We start from the raw sequence: 22,331 nt of genomic DNA, 5'->3' as shown, positions 1-22,331 counted from the left end.
AGAATGAGTCTTCGGGAAGCCCTTGTCGTTGCTGCGACGGAGCTGCTCGACGAGGGGGGTGCGGAGAACGTGACCTTGCGTGAGGTCGGCCGCCGGACGGGGGTCTCACGGACCGCCCCGTACGTACACTTCGCGAGCAAGTCCGCACTGCTGGCCACCATCGCGGCGCGGGAGCTTCAGGAGCTCGTGCTTCAGGTGGAAGCGCTGCCCCTCGAGGGGCGAACGTCTACCGACGTCCTGCGCGGGGCGATGCTCCACTACGTCCGGTGGGCGCGAGAGAGGCCCGAGAGGTTTCACCTCGTCTTCGGACGTTGGCCTGAGGAGAGCGAAGAGCTGCGCCAAGCTGCGGCACGCGCCAATGAGCTTCTCGTCGACTTGGTCCACCGCAGTCAGGCTGAGGGGGCCCTCCCTCCGGGTGATCTGTGGAACACGGCCGCGGCGATACGGGCGTTCGCCCATGGGGTGGCGGTCCTCGACCAGGCGGGCCATCTTCTCGGTGCCGACCGGCGACCGCTCGACGCAGTCACGCTGGTCGAGTCGTACCTTGCGCTGGTGCCGGAGCAGGTCTTCGGTTGTGCCAAGGTCAGGTCGTGAGGCGCGCCGGAGCCGCGGGCGTGCCGTCGGCACGTGCCAACCCTCGAGGCCGGGCGGACACCGCGACCTGGTGGTGACGGCCCTCGCCCGTGCGGAGCTCGTGCTGGGCGAGCGCTGGCACCACGGGGGCCCCTGGTGCCGGCGTGGCGTCAGCCCAGCTCGCTCGTGCCGAGTACAGGTGCAGGACGGGCACGTGCAGCTCCTCGCGGGCCCGCGAGGCCCAGTCCTGGTGGAACGTGTCCTCGATCGCGTGCGGGTAGGAGACGATCGTGACCTCTCGCAGACGTCGCCGGCTGCGACCGCGTTGCGCAGCGCGGGCAGCGGGTCCGCGTTCGCTGCGCGCATCGCGCGCACCTGGGTCGACCTGAAGCGGGCCGTGAGGTGCTCGAGCGTCTCTTCGTAGTGTAGTCCGCGGCGAGGTCTCCGAGGGTGCGGTCTCCAGCCTGGCCGTGCTGCCTGGACAGGGCGTCGTCGATGTCCGTCGCTTCGGTGAGGGCGTGGACCGGATCGCGGCTCACGCTGCGTTGGCAGCGGCGTCCGTCGCGGTCGACGTAGGCCAGTCGACAATAGGGGCGCCGGTCGGCCGGCGAGTACAGGGTGACGTGGCCGTTGACGATCCGGCTGCCGGTGCTGCGGGTTCGGGTGGTGTTCATCGCTGGTGTCCTGCGGCGATCTCCGCGAGTGCGCCTTCACGCGTCATTGGCGCGCGCGACCTGTGAGTGCTTCGTCGGACGGTAGGCGCCGGGCGGGCCGTGATGGTGGACCTGGTGCGGGCCTCGACCTGGACGGTCGGTACGGCGAGTGGTGCCTGGGAGGCGAGGGTCGCGAAGTGGGCGAGCACGTCTTCGCGGAGCCAGTACAGCCGAGCCGTGGGCGATGGGCTGAGCCGGAAGGGCGGCGGGAAGCCCGCTGAGCCCACGGCCGTGCGGGTAGCGCGCAGTCCCAGGCGCAGGACGCGTTGGACGTGCTCGATCGTCCAGACGGGATCGCTGAGGTCGACCGGGGGCAGGGGAGTTGTCCGGGGGTGCATGGCGGGGACGGTGCCGGTCCCGTGCCCTGGTGCAGTCGCCGACCGGGTGAGATGTGGCGTCGGCCGATCGTGTGGCAAAAGTGTGGCACCCCGGTCGCCACGTCGGGCGGCCGGGGTGCCATCACTGCACGTCAGGGGCTCGCTACTACCACCGCGAGCACCGACGATCAGAGGTCGTAGTACAGCTCGAACTCGTGGGGGTGCGGGCGCAGGCGGATCGGGTCGATCTCGTGCGTGCGCTTGTAGTCGATCCACGTCGCGATGAGGTCCTCGGTGAAGACGTCGCCCACCGTGAGGTAGTCGTGGTCGGCCTCGAGGGCGTCGAGGGCCTCGCCGAGGGAGGCGGGGACCTGCTGGATCGCCGCGTGCTCCTCGGGGGGCAGCTCGTAGAGGTCCTTGTCGATCGGCTCGGGGGGCTCGATGCGGTTCTTGATGCCGTCGATGCCGGCGAGGAGCTGTGCGGCGAAGGCCAGGTACGGGTTGGCCGACGGGTCCGGCACGCGGAACTCGACGCGCTTGGCCTTGGGCGAGGAACCGGTGACCGGGATGCGGATGCACGCGGAGCGGTTGCGGGCCGAGTAGACCAGGTTGACGGGGGCCTCGTAGCCGGGGACCAGGCGGTGGTAGGAGTTCACCGACGGGTTCGTGAAGGCGAGCAGCGAGGGAGCGTGCTTGAGCAGGCCGCCGATGTACCAGCGGGCGAGGTCCGACAGGCCGCCGTAGCCCTTCTCGTCGAAGAACAGCGGCTCGCCGTCCTTCCAGAGGGACTGGTGCGAGTGCATGCCGGAGCCGTTGTCACCGAAGATCGGCTTGGGCATGAAGGTCGCGGACTTGCCGGCCTCCCAGGCGACGTTCTTGATGACGTACTTGAACTTCATCAGGTCGTCGGCTGCTGCGGTCAGCGTCGAGAAGCGGTAGTTGATCTCCTGCTGGCCGGCGGTGCCCACCTCGTGGTGCGCGCGCTCGACGTCGAGGCCCACCTGGTCGAGGACGGCGCACATCTCGTCGCGCAGGTCCGCCATCTGGTCGTTGGGGGAGACGGGGAAGTAGCCGCCCTTGTAGCGGGTCTTGTAGCCGAGGTTGCCACCCTCCTCGACGCGGCCCGTGTTCCAGGCCGCTTCCTTGGAGTCGAGGTGGAAGTACGACTCGTTCGGGCTCGTCTTGAACCGGACGTCGTCGAAGATGTAGAACTCGGCCTCGGGGGCGAAGAACGCGGTGTCGGCGATGCCGGTGCTGCGCAGGTACGCCTCGGCCTTGAAGGCGACGTTGCGCGGGTCGCGCGAGTACGCCTCGTCGGTGAAGGGGTCCACGATCGAGAAGTTCACGATGAGCGTCTTGCGCTTGCGGAACGGGTCGACGTAGGCGGTCGTGACGTCGGGGATGAGCTTCATGTCCGACTCGTGGATCGCCTGGAAGCCGCGGATCGAGGACCCGTCGAACATCATGCCGTCCGTGAAGGCGGACTCGGCGAACTGCGAGATCGGGATGTTGAAGTGCTGCATCACGCCCGGCAGGTCGCAGAACCGGACGTCGACGAACTCGACGCCTTCGTTCTGGGTGAAGGCGATTGCCTCCTCCGCGTTCTTGAACATCCGTAACTCCTTGGTAGTGGGTCCTCTGGCCGTACCTCCAGTGGCGCCTCGAACCTAGGCCTCAGGGGTTTCCCCACCGTTTACCGAGTGTTTCGTCCGTGTTACGCAGCGGCGGGCTGTGTGACATCGGCGCGACGGTGCCCGACGGCGGGCCCCGTGCGGGCCCGCTGGGCTCCCTCGACCGGGACGAACCGGGCGGGCGCCGGAACCCGCCTCAGCGCCACGTAGGCTGGTGCCGTGGTGTCGCGTGAAGATGTGGGTTCCTGGCTCGAGGGTACGCCGACCGGTGGGGAGAGCGGTCGAGGCGGCCGCCTCGGCCTGCCGTCCGACGGTCCCGGTTCGTTGGCGACGGTCGGCCGTCGTGCGGTCGCGCTCGTCGTCGACTGGGTGTTGTGCCTGCTCATCAGCTACCTCGTCTTCGACGCGAACTCGATGGCGACGCTCGGCGTGTTCGCGGTCGAGAACCTGCTCCTGGTGAGCACGCTCGGCTATACGGTCGGTCACCGCGTCATGGGCCTGCAGGTGCGGGTCCTGGGCGGCGAGGGGCGCATGGTGGGCCTGTGGCGGGCTCTGGTGCGCACGGTCCTGCTGTGCCTGGTCGTCCCGGCCGTGGTGTGGGACGGCGACGGTCGCGGCATGCACGACAAGGCCGCCGGCACGGTCATCGTCCGCGCCTGACGCGCTCTCTCGGTACGCATCGGCAGGCATCGGCAGAAGGCATCGTGCCCGACGGCGCCGCTCGCCGCGGCGTACGGGCCCGCCTCAGCTCTCGCCCGTCTCCGGGGCACGCCAGACGAGCGTGTACCGCCAGTAGAGCCGGCGGTGCAGCCGTGCGCCGGGCAGGATCTCCCGTGCTGCCGCACGCAGCTCGGCGTGACTCGTGGTGACCTCCGCGATCGGTGAGCCGTGCTCCCACTCCCCGCGACGCCGTCGGGCGATCTTCGCCGCGGGGACGGCAGCCGCGCTGACCGTCCAGTCCCAGGCCGTGCGCGGCCGCGTCAGTCCCACGACGGCGAGCGTCCCGCCCGGGGCGACCAGGTCGCGCAGGCGCCGCAGTCCCGCGTCGAGCGGGAGGTGGTGGAGCGTCGCGACGGTCGTGACGAGGTCGAAGGGCTCGGCGAGCCCAGGGAGCGGGTCCAGGACGTCGCCCGCGAGATAGTCGAGGCCGGTCGGGGAGCCCCCGGCGGTTTGGCGCGCACGGTCCACCTGCTCGGGGTCGAGGTCGAGCCCCAGCACCTCGGCGGCTCCGGCGGCGCGGAGCCGCCGCGTCAGGAGCCCCTCGCCGCAGCCCACGTCGAGCGCGCTGCGGGTCCCGGGACCCACGAGCCGCGTGAGGACGGGGAAGTAGTGGGTGCTGTGGTTCCAGTACGGGTCGCTCACGGGACTCCTTGCACCGTCGGCGTCGGCGTCGTCGGCGGGGGGGCGGGGGAAACGCGACGGCCCGCCGGTCACCGGGAGGTGACCGACGGGCCGGGTGCACGACGGGGCGCGGGTCAGCGCCCGCGCATGCCCTTGCGGTCGGGGCGAGCGCGCGTGGGGTCGATCCCCTTGGGGATCGGCAGCTTGGCGCCGCCGAGCGCCTTGAGGCGCTTGAGGACCTCGGCGGTCTCCGGCTTGGTGAGCGTCGGGCGCAGCTTCTGCACCGTGCGCGCGACCTTCTTGAGCGGGACCTGGCCCTCGCCGTTGCCGCACTGGATCGTGGTGACCGGGACGTTCGGCAGGACGCGCGTGATGCGGCGCTTCTCGCCGTCGAGCAGCTTGGTGACGCGGTGCGTCGGGCCCTCGCCCACGAGCACGACCCCGGCGCGCCCGACGCCGCGGAACACGAGGTCCTGCTGCGGGGTCAGGGCGACGGGCTCGTCGTCGAACGTCCAGCCGCGGCGGATCGTGCCGAGCGCGGCGCGTGCGGCCCCGGGCTGCCCGTCGATGCGGCTGTAGGCCGCGGTCTCCGCGCGGCGCGTCAGGACGAACAGCGAACCGAGGAACGCGAAGGGCAGACCCACGATGAGGGTGTACACCCACGGGCCCCAGGCCAGACCGATCCCGATCGCGACGGCGAGGATGCCGACGAACACGGCGAGCATGATCCACGTGACCGCCGGGTCCTCGGCACGCGTCATCTTGTACGCGTCCCAGACCTGGTGATACCAGCGCTGCTTCTTCTGCTTCTTCGGCTTGGTGCCGTCGACCCCGGTCGAGGGGTCGGTGCTCTTGTTGCGGGCCATGGTGCCTCAGTCTAGTGGTGGCGGAGAGTGCTCCGGTGAAGGGGCGGGGACGGCGGCGAGCCGGTCCCCACCCCCGATTCTCTCGCACGTCGGCGGGGGAACGGGAGCGGGGCCCGGCTCGGGCCGGTCAGGGCCCCGGGAGGTCAGCGGGCCAGCAGGCTCGCGGCCTCCTGACGGGCCGTCGTGGGCTCTGTCAGGTGCGCGAGCGCGGCCGGGATCTCCATGCCGCGACGCTTCATGGCCTGGCCCCACAGGCGGCCCGCGCGGTACGAGGAACGGACCAGCGGGCCGGACATGACGCCGAGGAAGCCGATGCGCTCAGCCTCGTCCGAGAGCTCGACGAACTCCTCGGGCTTGACCCAGCGCGAGACCGGGTGGTGGCGCAGCGACGGGCGCAGGTACTGCGTGATGGTGATGAGGTCGCAGCCGGCGTCGTGGAGGTCCTGCAGGGCCTCCTTCGCCTCGTCGATCGTCTCGCCCATGCCGAGGATGATGTTCGACTTGGTCACGAGACCGGCCTCGCGCGCCCGCGTGATGACGGACAGCGAACGCTCGTAGCGGAAGCCCGGCCGGATCTGCTTGAAGATGCGCGGCACGGTCTCGACGTTGTGCGCGAGGACCTCGGGGCGTGACTCGTTGACCGCGTCGAGCAGCTCGGGGATGGCGTTGAAGTCCGGGATGAGGAGCTCGACGCCCGTGCCCGGGTTGAGCGCGTGGATCTGACGCACGGTCTCGGCGTAGAGCCACGCGCCGCCGTCGGCCAGGTCGTCGCGCGCGACGCCCGTGATGGTCGAGTAGCGCAGGCCCATGGCCTGGACCGACTCGGCGACGCGGCGCGGCTCGTCCGCGTCGAAGTCGGCGGGCTTGCCCGTGTCGATCTGGCAGAAGTCGCAACGACGCGTGCACTGGTCGCCGCCGATGAGGAACGTGGCCTCACGGTCCTCCCAGCACTCGAAGATGTTGGGACAGCCCGCCTCCTCGCAGACCGTGTGCAGGCCCTCCTTGCGCACGAGTCCCTTGAGCTCGGTGTACTCGGGTCCCATGGTCGCCCGGGTCTTGATCCACTCGGGCTTCTTCTCGATGGGTGTCGCAGAGTTGCGGGCCTCGACCCGCAGCATGCGCCGCCCTTCAGGTGCGATCGTCACGCGGTGTCTCCCAGTCCGTGGTGGGCGGTGGCCCCCTGGAGTCGTGCCCGGTATCGGGTGAAAGTCAGACTACGCCAGGAGCCGGCGGGAGGGCGGCGGTGTCCACGAGGGCCGGACGTGACCTGAGCGACAGCCCGGTGACGACGAGCAGCACCGCGGCGACGGCCGGCAGCGCGAACGCGGCCGCGGTCCCCACGCCCTCGGCGACCTGGCCCCCGACGCTCGCGCCGAGCGCCACGCCCACGACGTTCGCGCTCGCGAGCATCGTCATGGCGGCGCCGCTGCGGCTGCTCGGGCTGAGGTCGCCGCCGACCGTGAAGATCGTGACCATGACCGGGCCGACGAACAGGCCCAGCAGCGCGAGCGCACCGATCAGCGCGCCGAGCGACCCGCTGCCGCCCGCGAGGAACGCGAGGACCGCGGTCACCGTGAGGCCCGAGGCGAACGAGACCCAGCGCGAGCGGGCACCGAAGGTCGCGGGCAGCGCGACCACGGCGAGGGCCGTGACGGCCGACCCGAAGCCGAGCACCGCGTAGACCAGCCCGGCCTGCTCCTCGGCGCCCGCGTCGCGCATGAACGACGTGACGGCCGTCTGGGTGCTGCCGAAGAGCATGCCCATCGCGAGCATCCCGAGCACGGGGACCAGGACGCGGCGCAGGAGCCCGACGAACGAGCCGTGGGCGTCGGCGCCTGCTGCGGCCTGCGCCGCGGGGGACGGCTCGGGTGCACCGGGGGTCGCGGTCGGGTGCAGGGCGAACGCCAGGCCGAAGACCGCGCACACCGCGGCGGCGAACAGCATCGCCGCCTGCGGGGACCACACGCTCGCGAGGATGCCGACGAGGGCCGGGCCGAGCACGAAGCCGATCTCGTCGGCCGTGGACTCGTAGCCCATCGCGGCGAGCAGCGTGCGAGGGCGGTGCTGGGTCATCGCGATCCAGCGCACGCGCGCGAGCGGCCCCACCTGCGGGGCGAACGCGCCCACGAGCGCCGCGGCGCCGAGGATCACGCCCGAGGCCGCACCGGTGCTCGCGGCCTGGACGAGCGCGACGACGGCCAGGACGTTGAGCGGCACGACGACGAGGAGCACCTTGCGCTGGCCGACCCGGTCCGCGAGGGATCCCTGCGTCGGGCCGCCGAGCGCCGTACCGACGGCGGCGGCCGCGCTCGCGAGCCCGCCGAGGGCGAGCGAGCCCGTGGTCGTCGTGACCAGGAGGAGGGTGCCGATCGTGATCATCGAGAACGGCAGGCGAGCGAGGAACGCGATCGGCAGGAACGCCTTGCCGGCCAGGCGGGGGAGCTCGCCGTACGTGGCGAGGGTGCCGCGACGGGGTTCCGCAGGCTCGGGGGCCTGCGTGGGGGCGCCGGGCGCGCCGTCAGCCGTGACGTCGGGGCGTGCGGGCGCGAGAGGGCTGGGAGTGCGGGTCATGAGGGTCCTTCAGGGGTCAACCGTTCCGCGCACCGACCCACCCGTACTCCGGTAGCGCCATGATTCCCTTGAGGTGGTCCCCATCCTAGCCGCGAACGGCCTGGAAGGGGAGGGCCCCCGGGGGGGCTAGTCTGCCGAGCAGCCCGAGGAGACGACTGAGGCGGCCGGGGTCGTGGTCGTCGCGCCCGTCGTGGTCGTCGCGGCGAGGAGCGGCCCCAGGTGCTCGTGCAGCGCGGCGACCAGCAGCGGCGTGGCCTCGTCGAGCGTGACCTGTCTGCCGGTCTCGAGCGTCAGGGACGTGACGTCGGCGTCGGAGATGCCGCACGGCACGATCCGGGAGAACTCCCCGAGGTCGGGGCAGCAGTTGAGCGCGAGCCCGTGCATGGTCACGCCGCGTGCGACGCGCACGCCGATCGCGCAGATCTTGCGCTCGCGCCGGGTCCCGGCCGCGGCCAGCCATACTCCGCTGCGCCCGTCGACGCGGTGGGTCGCGAGGCCCAGCGCGGCGCACACGTCCATGACCGCGGACTCGAGCGCGCGCACGTAGGCGACGACGTCGACGGGTTCGGCGAGCCGGACGATCGGGTAGGCCACGAGCTGTCCCGGCCCGTGCCAGGTGATCTTCCCGCCGCGGTCGACGTCGATCACGGGCGTGCCGTCGTCGGGCCGGTCGGAGAGGTTGGTGCGCCTGCCGGCGGTGTAGACGCTTCTGTGCTCCACGAGGATCACGGTGTCCGGCGCGGTCCCGTCCACGACCTCCTGGTGGACCAGGCGCTGGAGATCCCAGGCGTCCTGGTAGTCGGTGAGACCGGGGCCCTCGGTGCGCAGGTGCATGCGGTCAGGCTAGCCCTCACCCGGTCGGGGATGGGCCTCGACCATGGTGATGAGGATCTCACGCAGCGTCGCGATCTGCTCCTCGCTCAACCCCCGCGTGCTGAGCTCCTCGGCAGGGCGCGGGCTCGCGGCGGCGAGGGCGGCGGTGCGGCCGCTCGGGGTGATCGCGACGGCGCGCCGGCGACGGTCGTTCGCGTCGTCCTCGCGGGTGATGTACCCCGAACGTTCGAGGCGCGCCAGGATGCGGCTCATGGTCTGCTCGGTGATGTGCGACTCGGCCGCGAGCTGGCGCTGGGTGCGGGGACCGGCGAGCAGGTGCAGCAGGACGGGCATCGAGGCGTGGTTGAGGTCCCAGCCGTCGAGGTGGTGGTTCCACTCGCGCTCGATCCGGCGGGTCACCGCCGACAGGAGCCGGCCGGTGGGCCAGTCCTTCGGTTCCCTGCTGACCGGGTTTGCGTCCACTTGCTTCTGAGACCTCCGTCGTCAATAGTACTCAGCATGCTGAGTAATCGCTGGAGTGGTGTGCTCCGAGGCCTGGTCATTGTCGCAGTGTTGGGGGTCTGGCTTGCCATCGGCGCGATCGGGGGCCAGGCGCAGGGCAAGCTCAGCACCGTCCAGACCAACGACTCCGCAGCGTTCCTGCCGTCGAGCGCCGAGTCCACCCGGGCAGCAGAGAAGGCTCAGGCCTTCGTGTCCGACGAGTCCCTGCCCGCCCTCGTCGTCACCGTCCCCACCGACGGAGGGGCCGTCACGCCCGCGCAGCTCGAGGCACTCCAGGCCGTTGCCGCCGACCTGCCGGCGCTCCCGCTGCCCGGCGCCGGCCCCGACGACCCTCAGACGGTCGGGGACGCGCTGACCGGGGATCCCGTCGTCGTGCCCTCGCAGGACGGCGAGGCCGCGATGATCGTCGCGTCGCTCGACGCGTCGCAGTCCTCGGACCTCATGGCCGACGACGAGCGCGTCAACAACGCCGTGGTCGCCGAGATCCGGGCCGAGCTCGAGACGGCGCTCGCCGACTCGGGCCTCCAGGCCTGGGTCACCGGGCCCGCGGGCTTCGTCGCAGACCTCGTCAACGCGTTCGGCGGGATCGACACGGTGCTGCTGCTCGTCGCGCTCGGCGCCGTGCTGATCATCCTCGCGATCGTCTACCGCTCGCCCATCCTGCCGTTCATGGTGATCCTCACCGCGGTCTTCGCACTGTGCCTCGCGGGACTCGTCGTCTACCTCCTGGCTGACGCCGGCACGCTGACCCTCAACGGACAGGCCCAGGGCATCCTCTCGATCCTCGTCGTGGGCGCCGCGGTCGACTACTCGCTGCTCGTCGTGGCGCGCTACCGCGAAGAGCTGCGCGTCGTCGAGAGCCCCTACACGGCCGTTCGCCGCGCCCTGCGCGCCTCGATCGAGCCCATCGCCGCCTCGGCCGGGACCGTCATCGCGGGCCTGCTCTGCCTGCTGCTGTCCGACCTCGGGTCCAACCGCTCCCTCGGGCCGGTCGGAGCGATCGGCATCGTGGCCGCGTTCCTGGGCGCGCTGACGTTCCTGCCCGCGCTGCTCGTGGTGGGGGGCAAGCGCTCACGGGGCATCTTCTGGCCCCGCAAGCCCGCGTACGACCCCGCCGCTGCCGACGAGGCGACGACGTCCGTGGCCTCCCCGTCGGTCGAGCCCGGCGCGGGTGCTGACGAGGGCACCCGCGTGGGCACCCGCGAGGGCGCATCCGACGTCGCCCTCGCCGCGAGGCATGACGTCGAGGTGCACGTCGCCGGCCACGGCGTCTGGTCGCGCGTCGCGAGCTTCGTCGGGCGCCGTGACCGCGCGGTGTGGATCGTCACGGCCCTCGTCCTCGCGGGGTGCGCGGCGTTCGTGCCGACGTTCCGGGCCGACGGCACGAGCGACTCCGACGTCTTCCTCACCCAGGTCGACTCGGTCGACGGCGAGCAGGTGCTCGAGGAGCACTTCGGGGGAGTGGGGGTCCAGCCCGCGATCGTGATCGCCCCCGAGGCCGACCTCGACGCCGTGCTCCAGGCCGCGACCGCGACCGACGGTGTCGCGTCCGCCGCCGCCGTGACCGAGGGGGGCACGGGTGGAGCGCCCGGCGCTCCCGCGCAAGGGCCGCCGCTCGTGGTCGACGGCGACGTGCGCGTCGACGTCGTCACCGAGGACCCGAGCGACACCAACGCCGCGACGCAGACCGTCGCCGCGCTCCGCGACGCCGTGCACGAGGTCTCGCCCGACTCGCTCGTGGGCGGGGCCAGCGCGCAGCGGCTCGACACCCAGATCGCGGGCGACCACGACCTGCGCGTCATCGTGCCCGTGGTGCTGGTCGTGATCCTGGCGATCCTCATGCTGCTGCTGCGCTCGGTCCTCGCGCCGGTCCTGCTCATGGCCGCCAACGTGCTCTCGTTCGGCGCGGCCCTCGGGGTGTCGGCGATCGTGTTCAACCACGTGCTCGACTTCCCGGGTGCCGACCCGACCGTCCCGCTCTACGCGTTCTGCTTCCTCGTGGCGCTCGGCGTCGACTACTCGATCTTCCTCATGACCAGGGTCCGCGAGGAGTCCGGCATCATCGGTACGCGCCGCGGCACGCTGCGCGCCCTCGCCGTCACAGGGTCGGTCATCACGTCGGCAGGGGTCGTGCTCGCCGCGACCTTCGCCGCGCTCGGGGTGATCCCGCTGCTGTTCCTCGCGCAGCTCGCGTTCATCGTCGCGTTCGGTGTCCTGGTCGACACCCTGATCGTCCGCAGCCTGCTCGTCCCGGCCCTGGTGCACGACGTCGGACGAGCAGTCTGGTGGCCGGGTGCGCTCCGGCGCAGCGCACCCTGAGAAGCTGCGGGCCCGGCCGGGCCGCCTCGCGTCGGGCGGCTCGGCCGGGACTCGCTCCCTGGTTCGTGGTCCGTGAGGGTCAGCTCCCGGTGGGCAGCGGCTCGGACGGACAGTCGCCGAGCACGGCTGCCATCGCGTCGCGCTCGGACGGGGTGACCCACAGCTCGTAGGTGACCTTGACCGCGATCTGGCGCGCGATGTACGTGCAACGGAACGCGTGGTTGGGCGGGAGCCAGGCCGACGCGTCGCGCGCGCCCTTCGACTGGTTGGCCGACCCGTCGGACGCGAGCAGGTTGAGAGGGTCGTTCGCGAAGCGGCGCCGGGTCTCGTCGTCCCACGACTGCGCGCCCTTGCGCCAGGCGTCCAGCAGCGGGATGACGTGGTCGATCTGGACGGCCGAGCTCGTCTTGTTGCCCCGCACGAAGCTGATCGTCTCACCCGTGTAGGGGTCGTCGAACGTCCCGGTGCGGACCTCGCACCCCTTGTCACGGGTCGAGTACGTCAGATCGGTGAGGTCGCGCGCGAGGATGTCGTTGCGGGTGTCGCACCCGTTGCCGTCGACGTCGGCCCAGGCCGATCCGAAGTTCTCGCGCTCGTATCCGGTCGCTGCCGCGATCCCCTTGACGTCGAGGGTCTCGAGCGCGGCCAGAGCCGACCCGGTCGCGGGGGCCTCGTTCGCCTCGATCGTCGGTTGGTCCACCGCGTTGGCGATGACGATCCCCAGCGCCAGGGCGATGAGGGTGATGCGCAGGGCGCGCCGCAGACGCGCGCTCTTCCTGCTCGTGGGGCTCGTGCTCTTGGTGCTCAACGGACGACCTTCCCGAACTCGGACACAGACCGAGAACGACAGTTCCAGGAGGATTCGGTACATTCTGCCAGCCTTCGGGAGTGCTCCGGGACGGCGGCTAGATTGGTCGGCATGACGACGACGAGCGCACAGCTTCAGGGCCGGGCCGGCACGCCGGTACGGATCGGTCTGGTCGGGTACGGCGGGGCAGGCCGGGGGATCCATGCCCGGCTGGCCCGGGAGGCCGGGCTCGTCGTCACCGCGGTCGTCGCCCGGAACCCCGAGCGCCGTGCGTCGGCAGCGGCGGACTGGCCCGGTGTTCGGTTGCACGACGACCTGACCGGGCTCCTCGGCGACCGCGGCGCGTTCGACGTCGTCGTGATCGCGAGCCCGTCGGCGCTGCACGCCGAGCACGCGGCGCAGGTCTCCGCCGCCGGTGTCCCGTTCGTGCTGGACAAGCCGATCGCGCTCGACGGGGCGCAGGCCGCCGAGGTCGTCGCGACGGCACAGGCCGCGGGCACCCCCTTCACGGTCTTCCAGAACCGGCGGTGGGACCCCGAGCAGCTGACGCTGCGATCGGTGCTCGCGTCGGGTGACCTGGGGCGTGTGCACACGTTCGAGCGCCGCTGGGAGCGGTGGCGTCCGGTGCCGCAGCAGCGCTGGAAGGAGAACGACCCGGTCGGCGGCGGTCTCCTGCTCGACCTCGGCCCGCACCTCGTCGACTCGGCCACGCAGCTCTTCGGGCCGGTCCGCTCGGTGTACGCCGAGCTGCGCGCGCTGACGACCCCGACCGAGGACGACGTCTTCCTGACGCTCCACCACGCGCCGTCGGACGGGCGCGAGGTGGTCAGTCGGCTCTGGGCGGCCTCGGTCGTGGGTGCGCCCGGGCCCCGGACGCGCGTGCTCGGTGACGCCGGGGCCTACGTCGTGACGACGTTCGAGAACGACGCGTCGCCCTTCGAGGTCTTCGACGACGCCGCGCCGGACGGCACCGAGGGGTGGGTCACCCACGGGCGCGAGCGCAGGCCCGTGCCGCGTGCCGCGGGCGGGCACGCCGACTTCTACCGCGCGGTGGCCGGCTGGGTCGACGGCGGGCCGGTGCCCGTCGAACCCGCCGATGCGGTGCGGACCGCGCACGTCCTGGACGTGGCCCGCGACAGTGCGCGCAGCGGGCGGCGGCTCGAGGTCTGACGGGGACCTGCCTGACCGGTCCTGTGGGCACCGACCGGCCCTGACCGGCCCGCGCGGCGCCGTCGCGATCTCGGGCTGTGGACAACCTGCCCGACGGTCCCGGCTCTGCTGGGATGGGGCGATGTCGAGCGCCCGCCCGCCCCGTGCCCCCTGGCCCTCCCGCACGAGGGATCGGGAGCGGAGCGACGCCTCGGCCCCGCCTCCGTCGCTCCAGGATCTCCTGGCACGTCGAGGGTGGGCCGTCGTCGGGCGTGGTGAGGGTGCGGGCCCCGACGGGACGGGGACACGTCGCTGGGTCGTCTCCGACGGCTCGGGGCGCTGTCGCGACGTCGACCTGGTGCACGTGCCCGCAGAGCCCGCGGTGCGGGACGTGCTGGTCGAGCGGCTCGAGGTCCTGCGCAGGCTCGACGACGAGCACCTCGTGCACCTCGACGAGGTCGTCGCGAGCGACGAGGAGGGTCTGGTGCTGGTCTCCACGCGGCCGCCGGGCGTGGGCCTGCCGCTCCTGCGGGTCTGCCGCGGCCCCTTCGAGGCCGGCGAGGCCGTGACGCTGCTCGTGCCCCTCGCGCACGCGCTGGCCACGCTGCACGCGTCAGGCCTGTCGTACGGCGGCCTCACGGAGTCGGACGTCCTGGTCGACGCCGAGGGGCGGGCCGTCCTGCGGATGCCGCTCGACCTGTGCGCCGTCACCGCGGCGGACGACGTCAGGTCGCTCGCGGAGCTCGTCGTGGGCGTCCTCCCTCGTCCCGCCGCCACGGCCCCGGGCGGTGCCGTCGAGGAGGACGACCCGCAGCTGGCGGCCCTGCGCGCCGAGCTCGCGACCGCCTGCCGTGCGGATCCCCGCGCACGGCCCGAGGTCGGGACGTTCGCGGCGCTCTGCGACGAGGCGGCGTCCCCGACCCCGATCGTGCTGCCCGACGGCGCCCGGCTCGCCGCCGCAGCGATCGCCGCCCGGCCCGGGCCCGGGTCCTCGGGCCGGGCGTCGCCATCGCCCGGCGACGCCCGGTGGCGCGACGAGACGGTCGTCGGGCCGCCGGGGGCATCTGGTCGCGGCGCCGCTGTCGCCCGCCGGCGCCGCGGCGCGGGCGAGAAGCCGTCACGTACGCGACGGGCGCACGCTGCCCGACGACGTCGCTCGGCCTCGGGCTCCCGGCGTCACCCCGCGCTCGTCGCCGGCCTCGTCCTGGTCGCGTGCTCGCTCCTCGTGGTGGGAGTGCTGCTCGTGGGACCGCACCGTGCGGGCGACTCCGCCGGTCCGCCGCCGGTGCAGGCGCGTCCCGGCACCGAGCGTGCTGGGGCCGAGGGGGCCGACCCTCCGAGGTCCGCCGACCCCGGCCCCGCCGTGCTCGACCGCACCTTGCAGGCCGACGACCCGGCAGGAGCCGCCGTCGAGCTCACCGAGCGCCGCGTCGAGCTGCTCGCCGGGAAGCGGGAGCCGTCGGAGGTCCTGGCGCCCGGGTCGCCCGCCGAGGCCGCGGATGCCGACCTCGTGGGCCGGGTCACCGCCTCAGGAGTCGTCATCGACGGTGCGACGGCCTCGGTCGTGGACGCGCGTGCCGTCACGCCGGGCGAGGAGAGCACGGGGTCGGGTCCCGGTACGGAGCCCGCACCGGGGACCGAGACGCAGGTCGACGTCACCTACTCGGTCTCCGAGCACACCCAACGGGCCGCCGACGGTTCGATCACGACGGTCACGGCGACCGCACGGTCGACAGCTCGCCTGACGCTGCGGTGGACGGACGTCGGATGGCGGGTGAGCGCGGTGGCGTGAACGTGGACCGGTCAGCGTGCCGCGACCCACTCGGCCGCGGACTCCAGGTCAGGGTGCTCGAACGCGAAGCCGCTGGCCTCCAGGACCCGCGGCACGGCACGCTGCGACCCGAGGATGTCCGACGCGAACTCGCCGAGCACGACCTTGAGCGCGACCGACGGGACGGCCAGCACGGCAGGGCGGTGCAGAGCGGCGGCCAGCGCCCGGGTGACCTCGGCGTTCGTCGCGGGCGCCGGACCCGTGAGGTTCACCGGGCCGTGCACGTCCGTGCCGAGCAGGTGAAGCACGGCCGAGACGTGGTCGCGCAGCGTGATCCAGCTCCAGTACTGTCGGCCGCTGCCGAGCCGACCGCCCACACCCCACCGCAGGAGAGGCAGCATGCGGGCCAGCGCTCCGCCGTCGGGCGTCATGACGATGCCCGTGCGCAGGTGCGCGACCCGCACGCCCGCATCCTGCGCCGGGCGCGTCGCGGCTTCCCACTCGGTGACGACCCGAGCGAGGAAGCCCTCACCCGGCGACGACGTCTCCGTCAGCACCTCCGCGCCCCGGTCGCCGTAGTACCCCACGGCGGTGCCTTGGAGGAAGACCGGCGGGGGAGCGTCGAGGTGCGCGAGCGTGCGTGCGAGCAGCCCTGTCGTGCGCGTCCGGGACTCGAGGATCGTGCGCTTGTACTCCGTCGTCCAGCGATGGTCGCCGACCCCGGCTCCCGCGAAGTTGACCACGGCGTCCGCGCCCTCGAGCGCGCGCGGGTCCAGGGCGTCCTCGTCCGGGTCCCAGAAGTGCTCGTGCGCGGTCTGCGGGGGCCTGCGCACCAGTCGGCGCACCGTGTCACCGCGCTCCCGCAGACGTTCGAGGAGCTCCGTACCGATGAGACCGTGCGACCCGGCCACGACGATGTCCATGCGACCACGGTACGGCCCCGGCGGAGGGCCTGCGCCGCCTACGGCCCGTCGGACGCTCGACCGCCGTTCCCCGAGCACGGGACACGCGCGAGGCCCCCCGACCCGGAAGGGTCGAGGGGCCTCGCGCGTGGTGGGCTCAGCGAGCGCCGAGGGTCACAGACCGACCTCGGACTCGAAGGCACCCTCCTCGATGCGGTTCTTGATCGCACCCAGGAAGCGGGCTGCATCCGCGCCGTCGACCAGGCGGTGGTCGTAGGACAGGAAGATGTAGCTCATCGAACGGATCGCGATCGACTCGTTGCCGTCGGCGTCGGTCACGACGACCGGACGCTTGACGATCGTGCCCGTGCCCAGGATCGCGACCTGACCGCCCGGGACGATCGGCGTGTCGATCAGCGCGCCACCGGAACCGGTGTTCGTGATCGTGAACGTCGCGCCGCCCAGCTCGTCCGGCCCGATCTTGTTGACACGGGTACGGCCGGCGAGGTCGGCGATCTTGCGGGCGATCCCGGCGAGGTTGAGGTCACCGGCGTCCTTGATGACCGGCACGACCAGGCCGCGCTCGGTGTCGACCGCGATGCCGACGTTCTCCTGCGGGTGGTAGACGACCGAGTCGCCGTCGATGCTCGCGTTGATCTTCGGGTAGGCCTTGAGGGCCTCGACCGCGGCGAGCGTGAAGAACGGCAGGAACGTGAGGTTGGCACCCTCGCGAGCCTTGAAGTCGTTCTTGGCCTTGGCGCGCAGCTTGGCGACCTTGGTCACGTCGACCTCGACCACCGTGGTGAGCTGGGCCTGGGTCTGCAGCGCCTCGACCATGCGCGTCGCGACGAGCTTGCGCAGGCGTGACATCTTCTCGGTCGTCCCGCGCAGCGGCGAGACGGCCGGGACGCTGGCGGCCTTGGGCGCGGCGCCCGACGGCGCAGCAGCGGCAGGTGCCGGGGCCGCCTTGGCAGCCTCCGCCTTGGCGGCCGCCTCGAGGACGTCCTCCTTGCGGATGCGGCCACCGACGCCCGTGCCCGTGAGGGACGCGACGTCGACACCCTTCTCCGCGGCGAGCTTGCGCACGAGCGGGGTCAGGTAGGAGCCTCCGGTCGCGCCCGAGGTGGCACGCGAGGCGGGGGTCGCGGGAGCGGCGGGCGCCTCGGCTGCCGGAGCCGCGGCCGGGGCAGGCGCTGCTGCAGGCGCTGCGGGTGCCGGTGCCGGGGCAGGTGCGGCCTCGGGGGCCGGTGCCGGGGCGGGCGCGGCCTCGGGGGCCGGTGCGGCGGCGGCCGGAGCCGGTGCTGCCGCGCCCGAGCCGACGATCGCGAGGACGGTGCCGACCTCGACGGTCTCGTCCTCCTGGACGAGGATCTGCTGGACGGTGCCCGCCACGGGGGAGGGGACCTCGGTGTCGACCTTGTCGGTCGAGACCTCGAGCAGGGGCTCGTCGACCTCGACGGTCTCGCCGACGGCCTTGAGCCAGCGGGTCACGGTGCCCTCGGTCACGGACTCGCCGAGCGCCGGGAGCTTGATCTCCTCACCACCCGAGGCAGCGGGCGCCTCGGCAGCGGGAGCGGGCGCTGCGGCCGGAGCCTCGGCAGCGGGGGCCGGTGCCGGCTCCGCCGCGGGGGCGGGCTCGGCGGCCGGGGCCGGGGCCTCGGCGGCGGCCGGGGCTTCGGTAGCGGCCGGGGCTGCGCCCGCGCCGGAACCGATCACGGCGAGGTCGGTGCCGACCTCGACGGTCTCGTCCTCCTGGACGAGGATCTGCTCGAGCACGCCGGCGAACGGCGAGGGGATCTCGGTGTCGACCTTGTCGGTCGAGACCTCGAGCAAGGGCTCGTCGATCTCGACGCTCTCGCCGACGGCCTTGAGCCAGCGGGTGACGGTTCCCTCGGTGACGGACTCGCCCAGTGCGGGCATCTGCACGTTGTCAGACATGACCTCTCGGGTCTCCTTCGATCGTTGGGTCAGTTGTGGGCGTGCAGCGGCTTGCCGGCGAGGGCCAGGTGGGCCTCTCCGAGAGCCTCGTTCTGCGTGGGGTGCGCGTGGACCAGGGCGGCGACGTCCTCGGGGTACGCCTCCCAGTTCACGATGAGCTGGCCTTCGCCGATGAGCTCGCCGACGCGGGCGCCGACCATGTGCACGCCGACGACGGGGCCGTCCTTCTGGCGGACGAGCTTGACGAAGCCCGTGGTCCCGAGGATCTTGCTCTTGCCGTTGCCGGCAAGGTTGTACTCGAGCGTCTCGACGCCGTCGGCGCCGTGCAGCTCCTTGGCCTTGGCCTCGGTCAGGCCGACCGAGGCGACCTCGGGCTCGCAGTACGTCACGCGGGGGATGCCCGACTCGACGATCGGCGTCGGGTCGAGGCCCGCGATCTGCTCGGCGACGAAGATGCCCTGGGCGAAGCCTCGGTGCGCGAGCTGGAGCCCGGGGACGATGTCACCGGCGGCGTAGATGTTGCCGACGCCCGTGTGCAGGCGCTCGTCGACGATCACGAAGCCACGGTCCATGGTGATGCCCTGGGCCTCGAAGCCCAGGTCGGCGGTGCGGGGGCCACGCCCGACGGCGACCAGCAGGAGGTCGGCGTCGAACGTCTTGCCGGACTCGAGGGTCACGTGCACGCCCGAGTCGTCCTGCGTGACGCCCGAGAAGCGGTCGCCCAACGTGAAGCCGATGCCGCGCTTGCGGAACGCGCGCTCGAGCGCCTTGGACAGCGACTCGTCCTCGTTCGGGACGAGGTGGGGGAGCGCCTCGATGATCTGCACGTCGGCGCCGAACGACTTCCAGACGCTCGCGAACTCGACGCCGATCACGCCGCCGCCCAGGACGATCGCCGTCTTGGGCACGTAGTCCAGGGTCAGGGCCTGGTCGGACGTGATGACGCGGCCGCCGATCTCCAGGCCGGGGAGCGAGCGGGCGTAGGAACCCGTGGCGAGCACGACGTTCTTGCCCGTGTAGCGCTGGCCCGCGACCTCGACCGTGTCCGCGGCGACGAGCGTGCCGTGGCCCTCGATCACCGTGATCTTGCGGGACTTGATGAGACCCTGCAGGCCCTTGTACAGCCCGGCGATGACGCCGTCCTTGTACGAGTTCACGCCGTTCATGTCGATGCCCTGCAGCTGGCTCAGGACGCCGTACGCGCTGCCCTCACGGGCGTTGTCGGCGAGCTCCGCGGCGTGCAGCAGAGCCTTCGTGGGGATGCACCCGTTGTGCAGGCAGGTCCCACCCAGCTTGTGCGCTTCGACGAGAGCGACGTTCAGGCCGAGCTCGGCGGCACGCAGCGCGGTGGCGTAGCCGCCGCTGCCTCCGCCCAGGACGAGGACGTCGAAAGGTGTGCCGGTCTCGGCCACGTGCAGCTCCTTAGGCATACGAAAAGAGGGAGAGCAAAGTTCTCGTGACATCTTGGCACTTTGGGCACCCGTACCCCAATCGGAACGCAGACTCTTGCGTGTGATGCTCAAGACAGCCACGCCGGGCGTCCCGGTCCGCCCCCACCCACAGGCGGGGCAGAGCCCGATCCCAGGAACGCTCCAGGCGGAGCAAGTACCCTTCCTCCATGTCCAGGCTGTCGCAGCTCTTCTCCCGCAAGCCCGCGAACGGTTCCGGTGCTCCCGCCGGCGCCCCGTCGACCGCGGACCAGCGCCGCGCGACCGTCGAGCACCTCGCCGACTTCGCCCGCACCCGCGTGGGTGTCGAGGCGTACATCGAGCCGCCGACGAACGACACCCCCACGACGCTCATGCTCATCGCGACCACGGGAGAGTGGACGAGGCGGCGGGTCCCGGACGCCAAGACCGCGCGCAAGGTCGCCGAACAGCTCGAGCTCCCCGTCTACGACGTGAACTTCACGGGCTACCCCCAGCGCATGCGCGACTGGAATTCCAGGCAGCGCAGGCGCTGAGCCAACCCGCAGGTGCGCACCCCGCCGGGCGGTGGTCGGCGCGCCCACCGGACGAGATGCGGCCATGTGGGGTCGAGACCTCTCCCTGACCCCACATGGCCGCATCTCGACGTCGTCTCGAGGTCGTGGCCGGTCGACAGAGCCGTCGAGCGCGGCCGCGGGGGTGGCTACTTCTTCGCCGCGCGCGCCTCGAGCAGCTCGACGAGCGTGCGGACCGCGACGCCCGTGCCGCCCACCGGCGTGTAGCCGAACGCCGAGCCCTCGTTGAACGAGGGGCCCGCGATGTCGAGGTGGGCCCACGGCGTGGTGCCGACGAACTCCTGCAGGAACAGGCCCGCGACGAGCATCCCGCCGAAACGGTCGCCGATGTTCGCGATGTCCGCGACCTTCGACTTCATCGACGCGGCGAGCTCCTCGGGCAGGGGCATGGGCCAGAACTGCTCGCCCGCCGCCTCGGCCGCCGCGACGACCTCGCCGCGGACGTCGTCGGACCCCATGACGGCCGAGACGCGCGTGCCGAGCGCGACCATCTGCGCACCCGTGAGGGTCGCGACGTCGAGCACGACGTCGGGCTTCTCCTCGACCGCGGCGACGAGTCCGTCGGCCATGACGAGGCGCCCCTCGGCGTCGGTGTTGAGGACCTCGACGGTCTTGCCGCCGCGGATCGTGATGACGTCCGAGGGACGCTGAGCGGTGCCCGACGGCATGTTCTCGGCGAGGCAGAGCCACCCGGTCACGGCGACGGGCAGGCCGAGCCTCGAGGCCGCGAGCACGGTGTGCAGGACGGCGGCCGCACCGGCCATGTCGGACTTCATGGCCTCCATGCCCTTGGCGGGCTTGATCGAGATGCCGCCCGAGTCGAACGTGATGCCCTTGCCGACCAGTGCGACCTTCGCGTGCGGGCGCGAGGGGGAGTAGGACACCTTGACGAGGCGCGGGCCGCGCGAGGACCCCTGGCCGACCGCGAGGATGCCCCCGTAGCCGCCTGCCGCGAGGGCCTTCTCGTCGAGGACCGTGACCTTGACGCCCGTACCCTTCGCGGCGGCCTTCGCGATGTCGGCGAAGGCTGCGGGGAACAGGTCGTTCGGGGCGGTGTTGACCAGGTCGCGCGTCGCGTGCACCGCTGCGGCGATCGTCGCGGCACGCTCGACCGCGGCCTTCGCCTTGGCCCCGCGGGCCAGCGGCGTGAGGACCTCGACGGTCGAGACGGCACCCGCGGGCTTGGCCGTACCCGTCGTGCCCGACGCGTCCCGGTAGCGCGTGAACGAGTACGCGCCCAGGAGCGCGCCCTCGGCGATCGCGGCGACCTCGGCGTCGTCCGTGGCGGGCAGGGCCACCGCGACCGACGCCGCACCCTTGAGGTCGCGCACCGCGGCCCCCGCCGCACGGCGCAGCGTCTCGGCCGGGAACGAGCCCGACTCGTCACGGGCACCGAGCCCCGTCAGGACCAGGACCCCGGCCTTGAGGTGCGAGCCCGCAGGCACCGTGCGCACCTCGTCGCGCGCGCCGGTGATGCCCAGCACGGGGGCGAGGGCCTCGAGCTCGGCGACCACGTCGCGAGGGAGGTCGTCCCCCACGACGGCCACGCCGTCCGAAGTCGTCTGGGTCCCGACGACGAGCGCGTCCACCTTCACGCCGGTCGGGTTCTTGCTGGAGAGAGTGAGTTCAGCCACGGCTCGATGCTAGCCGCTGCGCCGACCAGGGCCACCGGTAGGGCGAGCGGCGGGCGATTCCTGCCCGCGGGCCGGACGCCGGTAGGCTCGGCGTCGTGGTCCTCCCCCTCGTCCTCCTCGTGGTCGCCCTGTGCGCGGCCCTCACCGGTTGGGCCGGGTGGTTCGTCGCCCGCGACCGTGCCGTCGTCCTCAAGCAGCTCTGGGGCGGTGCCGTCATCGAGGGCGCGATCGTCCTGCAGATGATCGTCGCAGGCGTCCTCGCCGCGACGGGGAGCTCGGCGAGCGACCCCGTGAAGCTCTGGGGCTACCTGATCACCGCCCTGTTCATCCTGCCCGTCGCCGCCGTGTGGGCGTTCGCCGAACGCTCCCGCTGGAGCTCGGTCGTGCTCGCCGTCGCCGCGATCACCGTCGCGTTCCTCGAGTGGCGGCTGTGGCAGATCTGGACCGCCTGAGGAGAGATG

The 22,331-nt window shown here is 72.4% G+C and carries 20 protein-coding genes; 7 read left to right on the top strand and 13 right to left on the bottom strand.

Translation table 11 applies throughout. The features are described 5' to 3' along the window. Positions 1 to 3: 3 nt before the first annotated feature. Entirely contained in the window at positions 4 to 594 is a 591-nt protein-coding gene (locus tag IE95_RS19840) for a TetR/AcrR family transcriptional regulator (RefSeq protein ID WP_051703253.1), read from the top strand. On the opposite strand, the gene IE95_RS20715 is transcribed toward IE95_RS19840, so the two are convergent. Both IE95_RS20715 and glnA read right to left on the bottom strand, forming a co-directional pair. Next, a complete protein-coding gene (locus IE95_RS20715; RefSeq protein WP_030153145.1) occupies positions 584 to 787 on the bottom strand; it encodes a hypothetical protein in 204 nt (67 codons plus the stop codon). The genes IE95_RS19840 and IE95_RS20715 overlap by 11 nt on opposite strands. A gap of 1,004 nt (positions 788 to 1,791) precedes the next feature. Next, positions 1,792 to 3,216, bottom strand: a complete 1,425-nt coding sequence (gene glnA, locus IE95_RS0117115; protein WP_030153140.1) for a type I glutamate--ammonia ligase — start codon at positions 3,214 to 3,216, stop codon at positions 1,792 to 1,794. 237 nt (positions 3,217 to 3,453) lie between these two features. Between glnA and IE95_RS0117110 the strand changes: the two genes are divergently transcribed. Continuing rightward, positions 3,454 to 3,894, top strand: coding sequence for an RDD family protein (locus IE95_RS0117110; RefSeq protein ID WP_030153137.1), 441 nt, complete (start codon positions 3,454 to 3,456; stop codon positions 3,892 to 3,894). An 84-nt stretch (positions 3,895 to 3,978) separates the two neighbouring features. Here the strand turns inward: IE95_RS0117110 and IE95_RS0117105 are convergent, their stop codons facing one another. The 6 genes from IE95_RS0117105 to IE95_RS0117080 form a co-directional block, all read right to left on the bottom strand. Continuing rightward, positions 3,979 to 4,596 carry a class I SAM-dependent methyltransferase gene (locus tag IE95_RS0117105; RefSeq protein ID WP_030153134.1) on the bottom strand — a complete coding sequence of 206 codons (618 nt, stop codon included), beginning with the start codon at positions 4,594 to 4,596 and terminating at the stop codon, positions 3,979 to 3,981. 113 nt (positions 4,597 to 4,709) lie between these two features. Continuing rightward, positions 4,710 to 5,441: a DUF4191 domain-containing protein gene (locus tag IE95_RS0117100; protein ID WP_030153131.1), complete on the bottom strand. Its 732-nt coding sequence runs from the start codon at positions 5,439 to 5,441 to the stop codon at positions 4,710 to 4,712. Positions 5,442 to 5,584: 143 nt separating this feature from the next. Beyond that, positions 5,585 to 6,586, bottom strand: a complete 1,002-nt coding sequence (lipA, locus tag IE95_RS0117095; protein WP_030153123.1) for a lipoyl synthase — start codon at positions 6,584 to 6,586, stop codon at positions 5,585 to 5,587. Between the two features lie 64 nt (positions 6,587 to 6,650). Continuing rightward, positions 6,651 to 8,012 (bottom strand): MFS transporter, encoded by a 1,362-nt coding sequence (locus IE95_RS0117090; protein ID WP_051703252.1) that lies wholly within the window; start codon positions 8,010 to 8,012, stop codon positions 6,651 to 6,653. A gap of 126 nt (positions 8,013 to 8,138) precedes the next feature. Then, positions 8,139 to 8,846 carry a lipoyl(octanoyl) transferase LipB gene (lipB, locus tag IE95_RS19225; RefSeq protein ID WP_051703251.1) on the bottom strand — a complete coding sequence of 236 codons (708 nt, stop codon included), beginning with the start codon at positions 8,844 to 8,846 and terminating at the stop codon, positions 8,139 to 8,141. 9 nt (positions 8,847 to 8,855) lie between these two features. Further along, positions 8,856 to 9,308, bottom strand: a complete 453-nt coding sequence (locus IE95_RS0117080; RefSeq protein WP_036572489.1) for a MarR family winged helix-turn-helix transcriptional regulator — start codon at positions 9,306 to 9,308, stop codon at positions 8,856 to 8,858. Between the two features lie 36 nt (positions 9,309 to 9,344). On the opposite strand from IE95_RS0117080, the gene IE95_RS0117075 reads away from it, so the two are divergent. Continuing rightward, positions 9,345 to 11,666 carry an MMPL family transporter gene (locus IE95_RS0117075; protein WP_030153112.1) on the top strand — a complete coding sequence of 774 codons (2,322 nt, stop codon included), beginning with the start codon at positions 9,345 to 9,347 and terminating at the stop codon, positions 11,664 to 11,666. Between the two features lie 79 nt (positions 11,667 to 11,745). Here IE95_RS0117075 and IE95_RS0117070 read toward each other — a convergent pair whose 3' ends face one another. Continuing rightward, the gene (locus tag IE95_RS0117070) at positions 11,746 to 12,474 is read right to left on the bottom strand and encodes an HNH endonuclease family protein (protein WP_051703249.1); all 729 of its coding nucleotides are present in this window, start codon (positions 12,472 to 12,474) and stop codon (positions 11,746 to 11,748) included. A 111-nt stretch (positions 12,475 to 12,585) separates the two neighbouring features. Between IE95_RS0117070 and IE95_RS0117065 the strand changes: the two genes are divergently transcribed. Together IE95_RS0117065 and IE95_RS0117060 are read left to right on the top strand one after the other, a co-directional pair. Next, positions 12,586 to 13,644 carry a Gfo/Idh/MocA family protein gene (locus IE95_RS0117065; protein WP_051703248.1) on the top strand — a complete coding sequence of 353 codons (1,059 nt, stop codon included), beginning with the start codon at positions 12,586 to 12,588 and terminating at the stop codon, positions 13,642 to 13,644. A gap of 343 nt (positions 13,645 to 13,987) precedes the next feature. Continuing rightward, positions 13,988 to 15,415: a hypothetical protein gene (locus IE95_RS0117060; protein WP_129429611.1), complete on the top strand. Its 1,428-nt coding sequence runs from the start codon at positions 13,988 to 13,990 to the stop codon at positions 15,413 to 15,415. A gap of 11 nt (positions 15,416 to 15,426) precedes the next feature. Here IE95_RS0117060 and IE95_RS0117055 read toward each other — a convergent pair whose 3' ends face one another. The 3 genes from IE95_RS0117055 to lpdA form a co-directional block, all read right to left on the bottom strand. Next, a complete protein-coding gene (locus IE95_RS0117055; protein WP_030153101.1) occupies positions 15,427 to 16,317 on the bottom strand; it encodes a TIGR01777 family oxidoreductase in 891 nt (296 codons plus the stop codon). A gap of 153 nt (positions 16,318 to 16,470) precedes the next feature. Then, positions 16,471 to 18,234, bottom strand: coding sequence for a 2-oxoglutarate dehydrogenase, E2 component, dihydrolipoamide succinyltransferase (gene sucB / locus IE95_RS0117050; protein ID WP_030153099.1), 1,764 nt, complete (start codon positions 18,232 to 18,234; stop codon positions 16,471 to 16,473). 29 nt (positions 18,235 to 18,263) lie between these two features. Further along, on the bottom strand, positions 18,264 to 19,664 hold the full coding sequence (gene lpdA, locus IE95_RS0117045; protein ID WP_051703247.1) for a dihydrolipoyl dehydrogenase: 1,401 nt from the start codon (positions 19,662 to 19,664) through the stop codon (positions 18,264 to 18,266). Positions 19,665 to 19,852: 188 nt separating this feature from the next. On the opposite strand from lpdA, the gene IE95_RS0117040 reads away from it, so the two are divergent. Further along, positions 19,853 to 20,197 (top strand): hypothetical protein, encoded by a 345-nt coding sequence (locus tag IE95_RS0117040; RefSeq protein ID WP_030153093.1) that lies wholly within the window; start codon positions 19,853 to 19,855, stop codon positions 20,195 to 20,197. Positions 20,198 to 20,364: 167 nt separating this feature from the next. Here the strand turns inward: IE95_RS0117040 and IE95_RS0117035 are convergent, their stop codons facing one another. After that, positions 20,365 to 21,870: a leucyl aminopeptidase gene (locus IE95_RS0117035; protein ID WP_030153090.1), complete on the bottom strand. Its 1,506-nt coding sequence runs from the start codon at positions 21,868 to 21,870 to the stop codon at positions 20,365 to 20,367. A 95-nt stretch (positions 21,871 to 21,965) separates the two neighbouring features. On the opposite strand from IE95_RS0117035, the gene IE95_RS0117030 reads away from it, so the two are divergent. Further along, a complete protein-coding gene (locus IE95_RS0117030) occupies positions 21,966 to 22,322 on the top strand; it encodes a hypothetical protein (protein ID WP_030153088.1) in 357 nt (118 codons plus the stop codon). The last annotated feature ends 9 nt before the right edge of the window (positions 22,323 to 22,331 follow it).

The organism is Oerskovia turbata, from assembly GCF_000718325.1.
Classification (GTDB): domain Bacteria; phylum Actinomycetota; class Actinomycetes; order Actinomycetales; family Cellulomonadaceae; genus Oerskovia; species Oerskovia turbata.
The sequence above is the reverse complement of the archived record's forward strand: the minus strand, read 5'-3'. Positions and strand labels throughout refer to the sequence as shown.

What these genes read in the sequence shown, in the direction of transcription:
- IE95_RS19840 (WP_051703253.1), top strand. Translation starts at nt 4, where the DNA reads ATGAGTCTTCGGGAAGCCCTTGTCGTTGCTGCGACGGAGCTGCTCGAC.
- glnA (WP_030153140.1), bottom strand. Translation starts at nt 3,216, where the DNA reads ATGTTCAAGAACGCGGAGGAGGCAATCGCCTTCACCCAGAACGAAGGC.
- IE95_RS0117100 (WP_030153131.1), bottom strand. Translation starts at nt 5,441, where the DNA reads ATGGCCCGCAACAAGAGCACCGACCCCTCGACCGGGGTCGACGGCACC.
- IE95_RS0117090 (WP_051703252.1), bottom strand. Translation starts at nt 8,012, where the DNA reads ATGACCCGCACTCCCAGCCCTCTCGCGCCCGCACGCCCCGACGTCACG.
- lipB (WP_051703251.1), bottom strand. Translation starts at nt 8,846, where the DNA reads ATGCACCTGCGCACCGAGGGCCCCGGTCTCACCGACTACCAGGACGCC.
- IE95_RS0117075 (WP_030153112.1), top strand. Translation starts at nt 9,345, where the DNA reads ATGCTGAGTAATCGCTGGAGTGGTGTGCTCCGAGGCCTGGTCATTGTC.
- IE95_RS0117065 (WP_051703248.1), top strand. Translation starts at nt 12,586, where the DNA reads ATGACGACGACGAGCGCACAGCTTCAGGGCCGGGCCGGCACGCCGGTA.
- IE95_RS0117055 (WP_030153101.1), bottom strand. Translation starts at nt 16,317, where the DNA reads ATGGACATCGTCGTGGCCGGGTCGCACGGTCTCATCGGTACGGAGCTC.
- sucB (WP_030153099.1), bottom strand. Translation starts at nt 18,234, where the DNA reads ATGTCTGACAACGTGCAGATGCCCGCACTGGGCGAGTCCGTCACCGAG.
- lpdA (WP_051703247.1), bottom strand. Translation starts at nt 19,664, where the DNA reads ATGCCTAAGGAGCTGCACGTGGCCGAGACCGGCACACCTTTCGACGTC.
- IE95_RS0117040 (WP_030153093.1), top strand. Translation starts at nt 19,853, where the DNA reads ATGTCCAGGCTGTCGCAGCTCTTCTCCCGCAAGCCCGCGAACGGTTCC.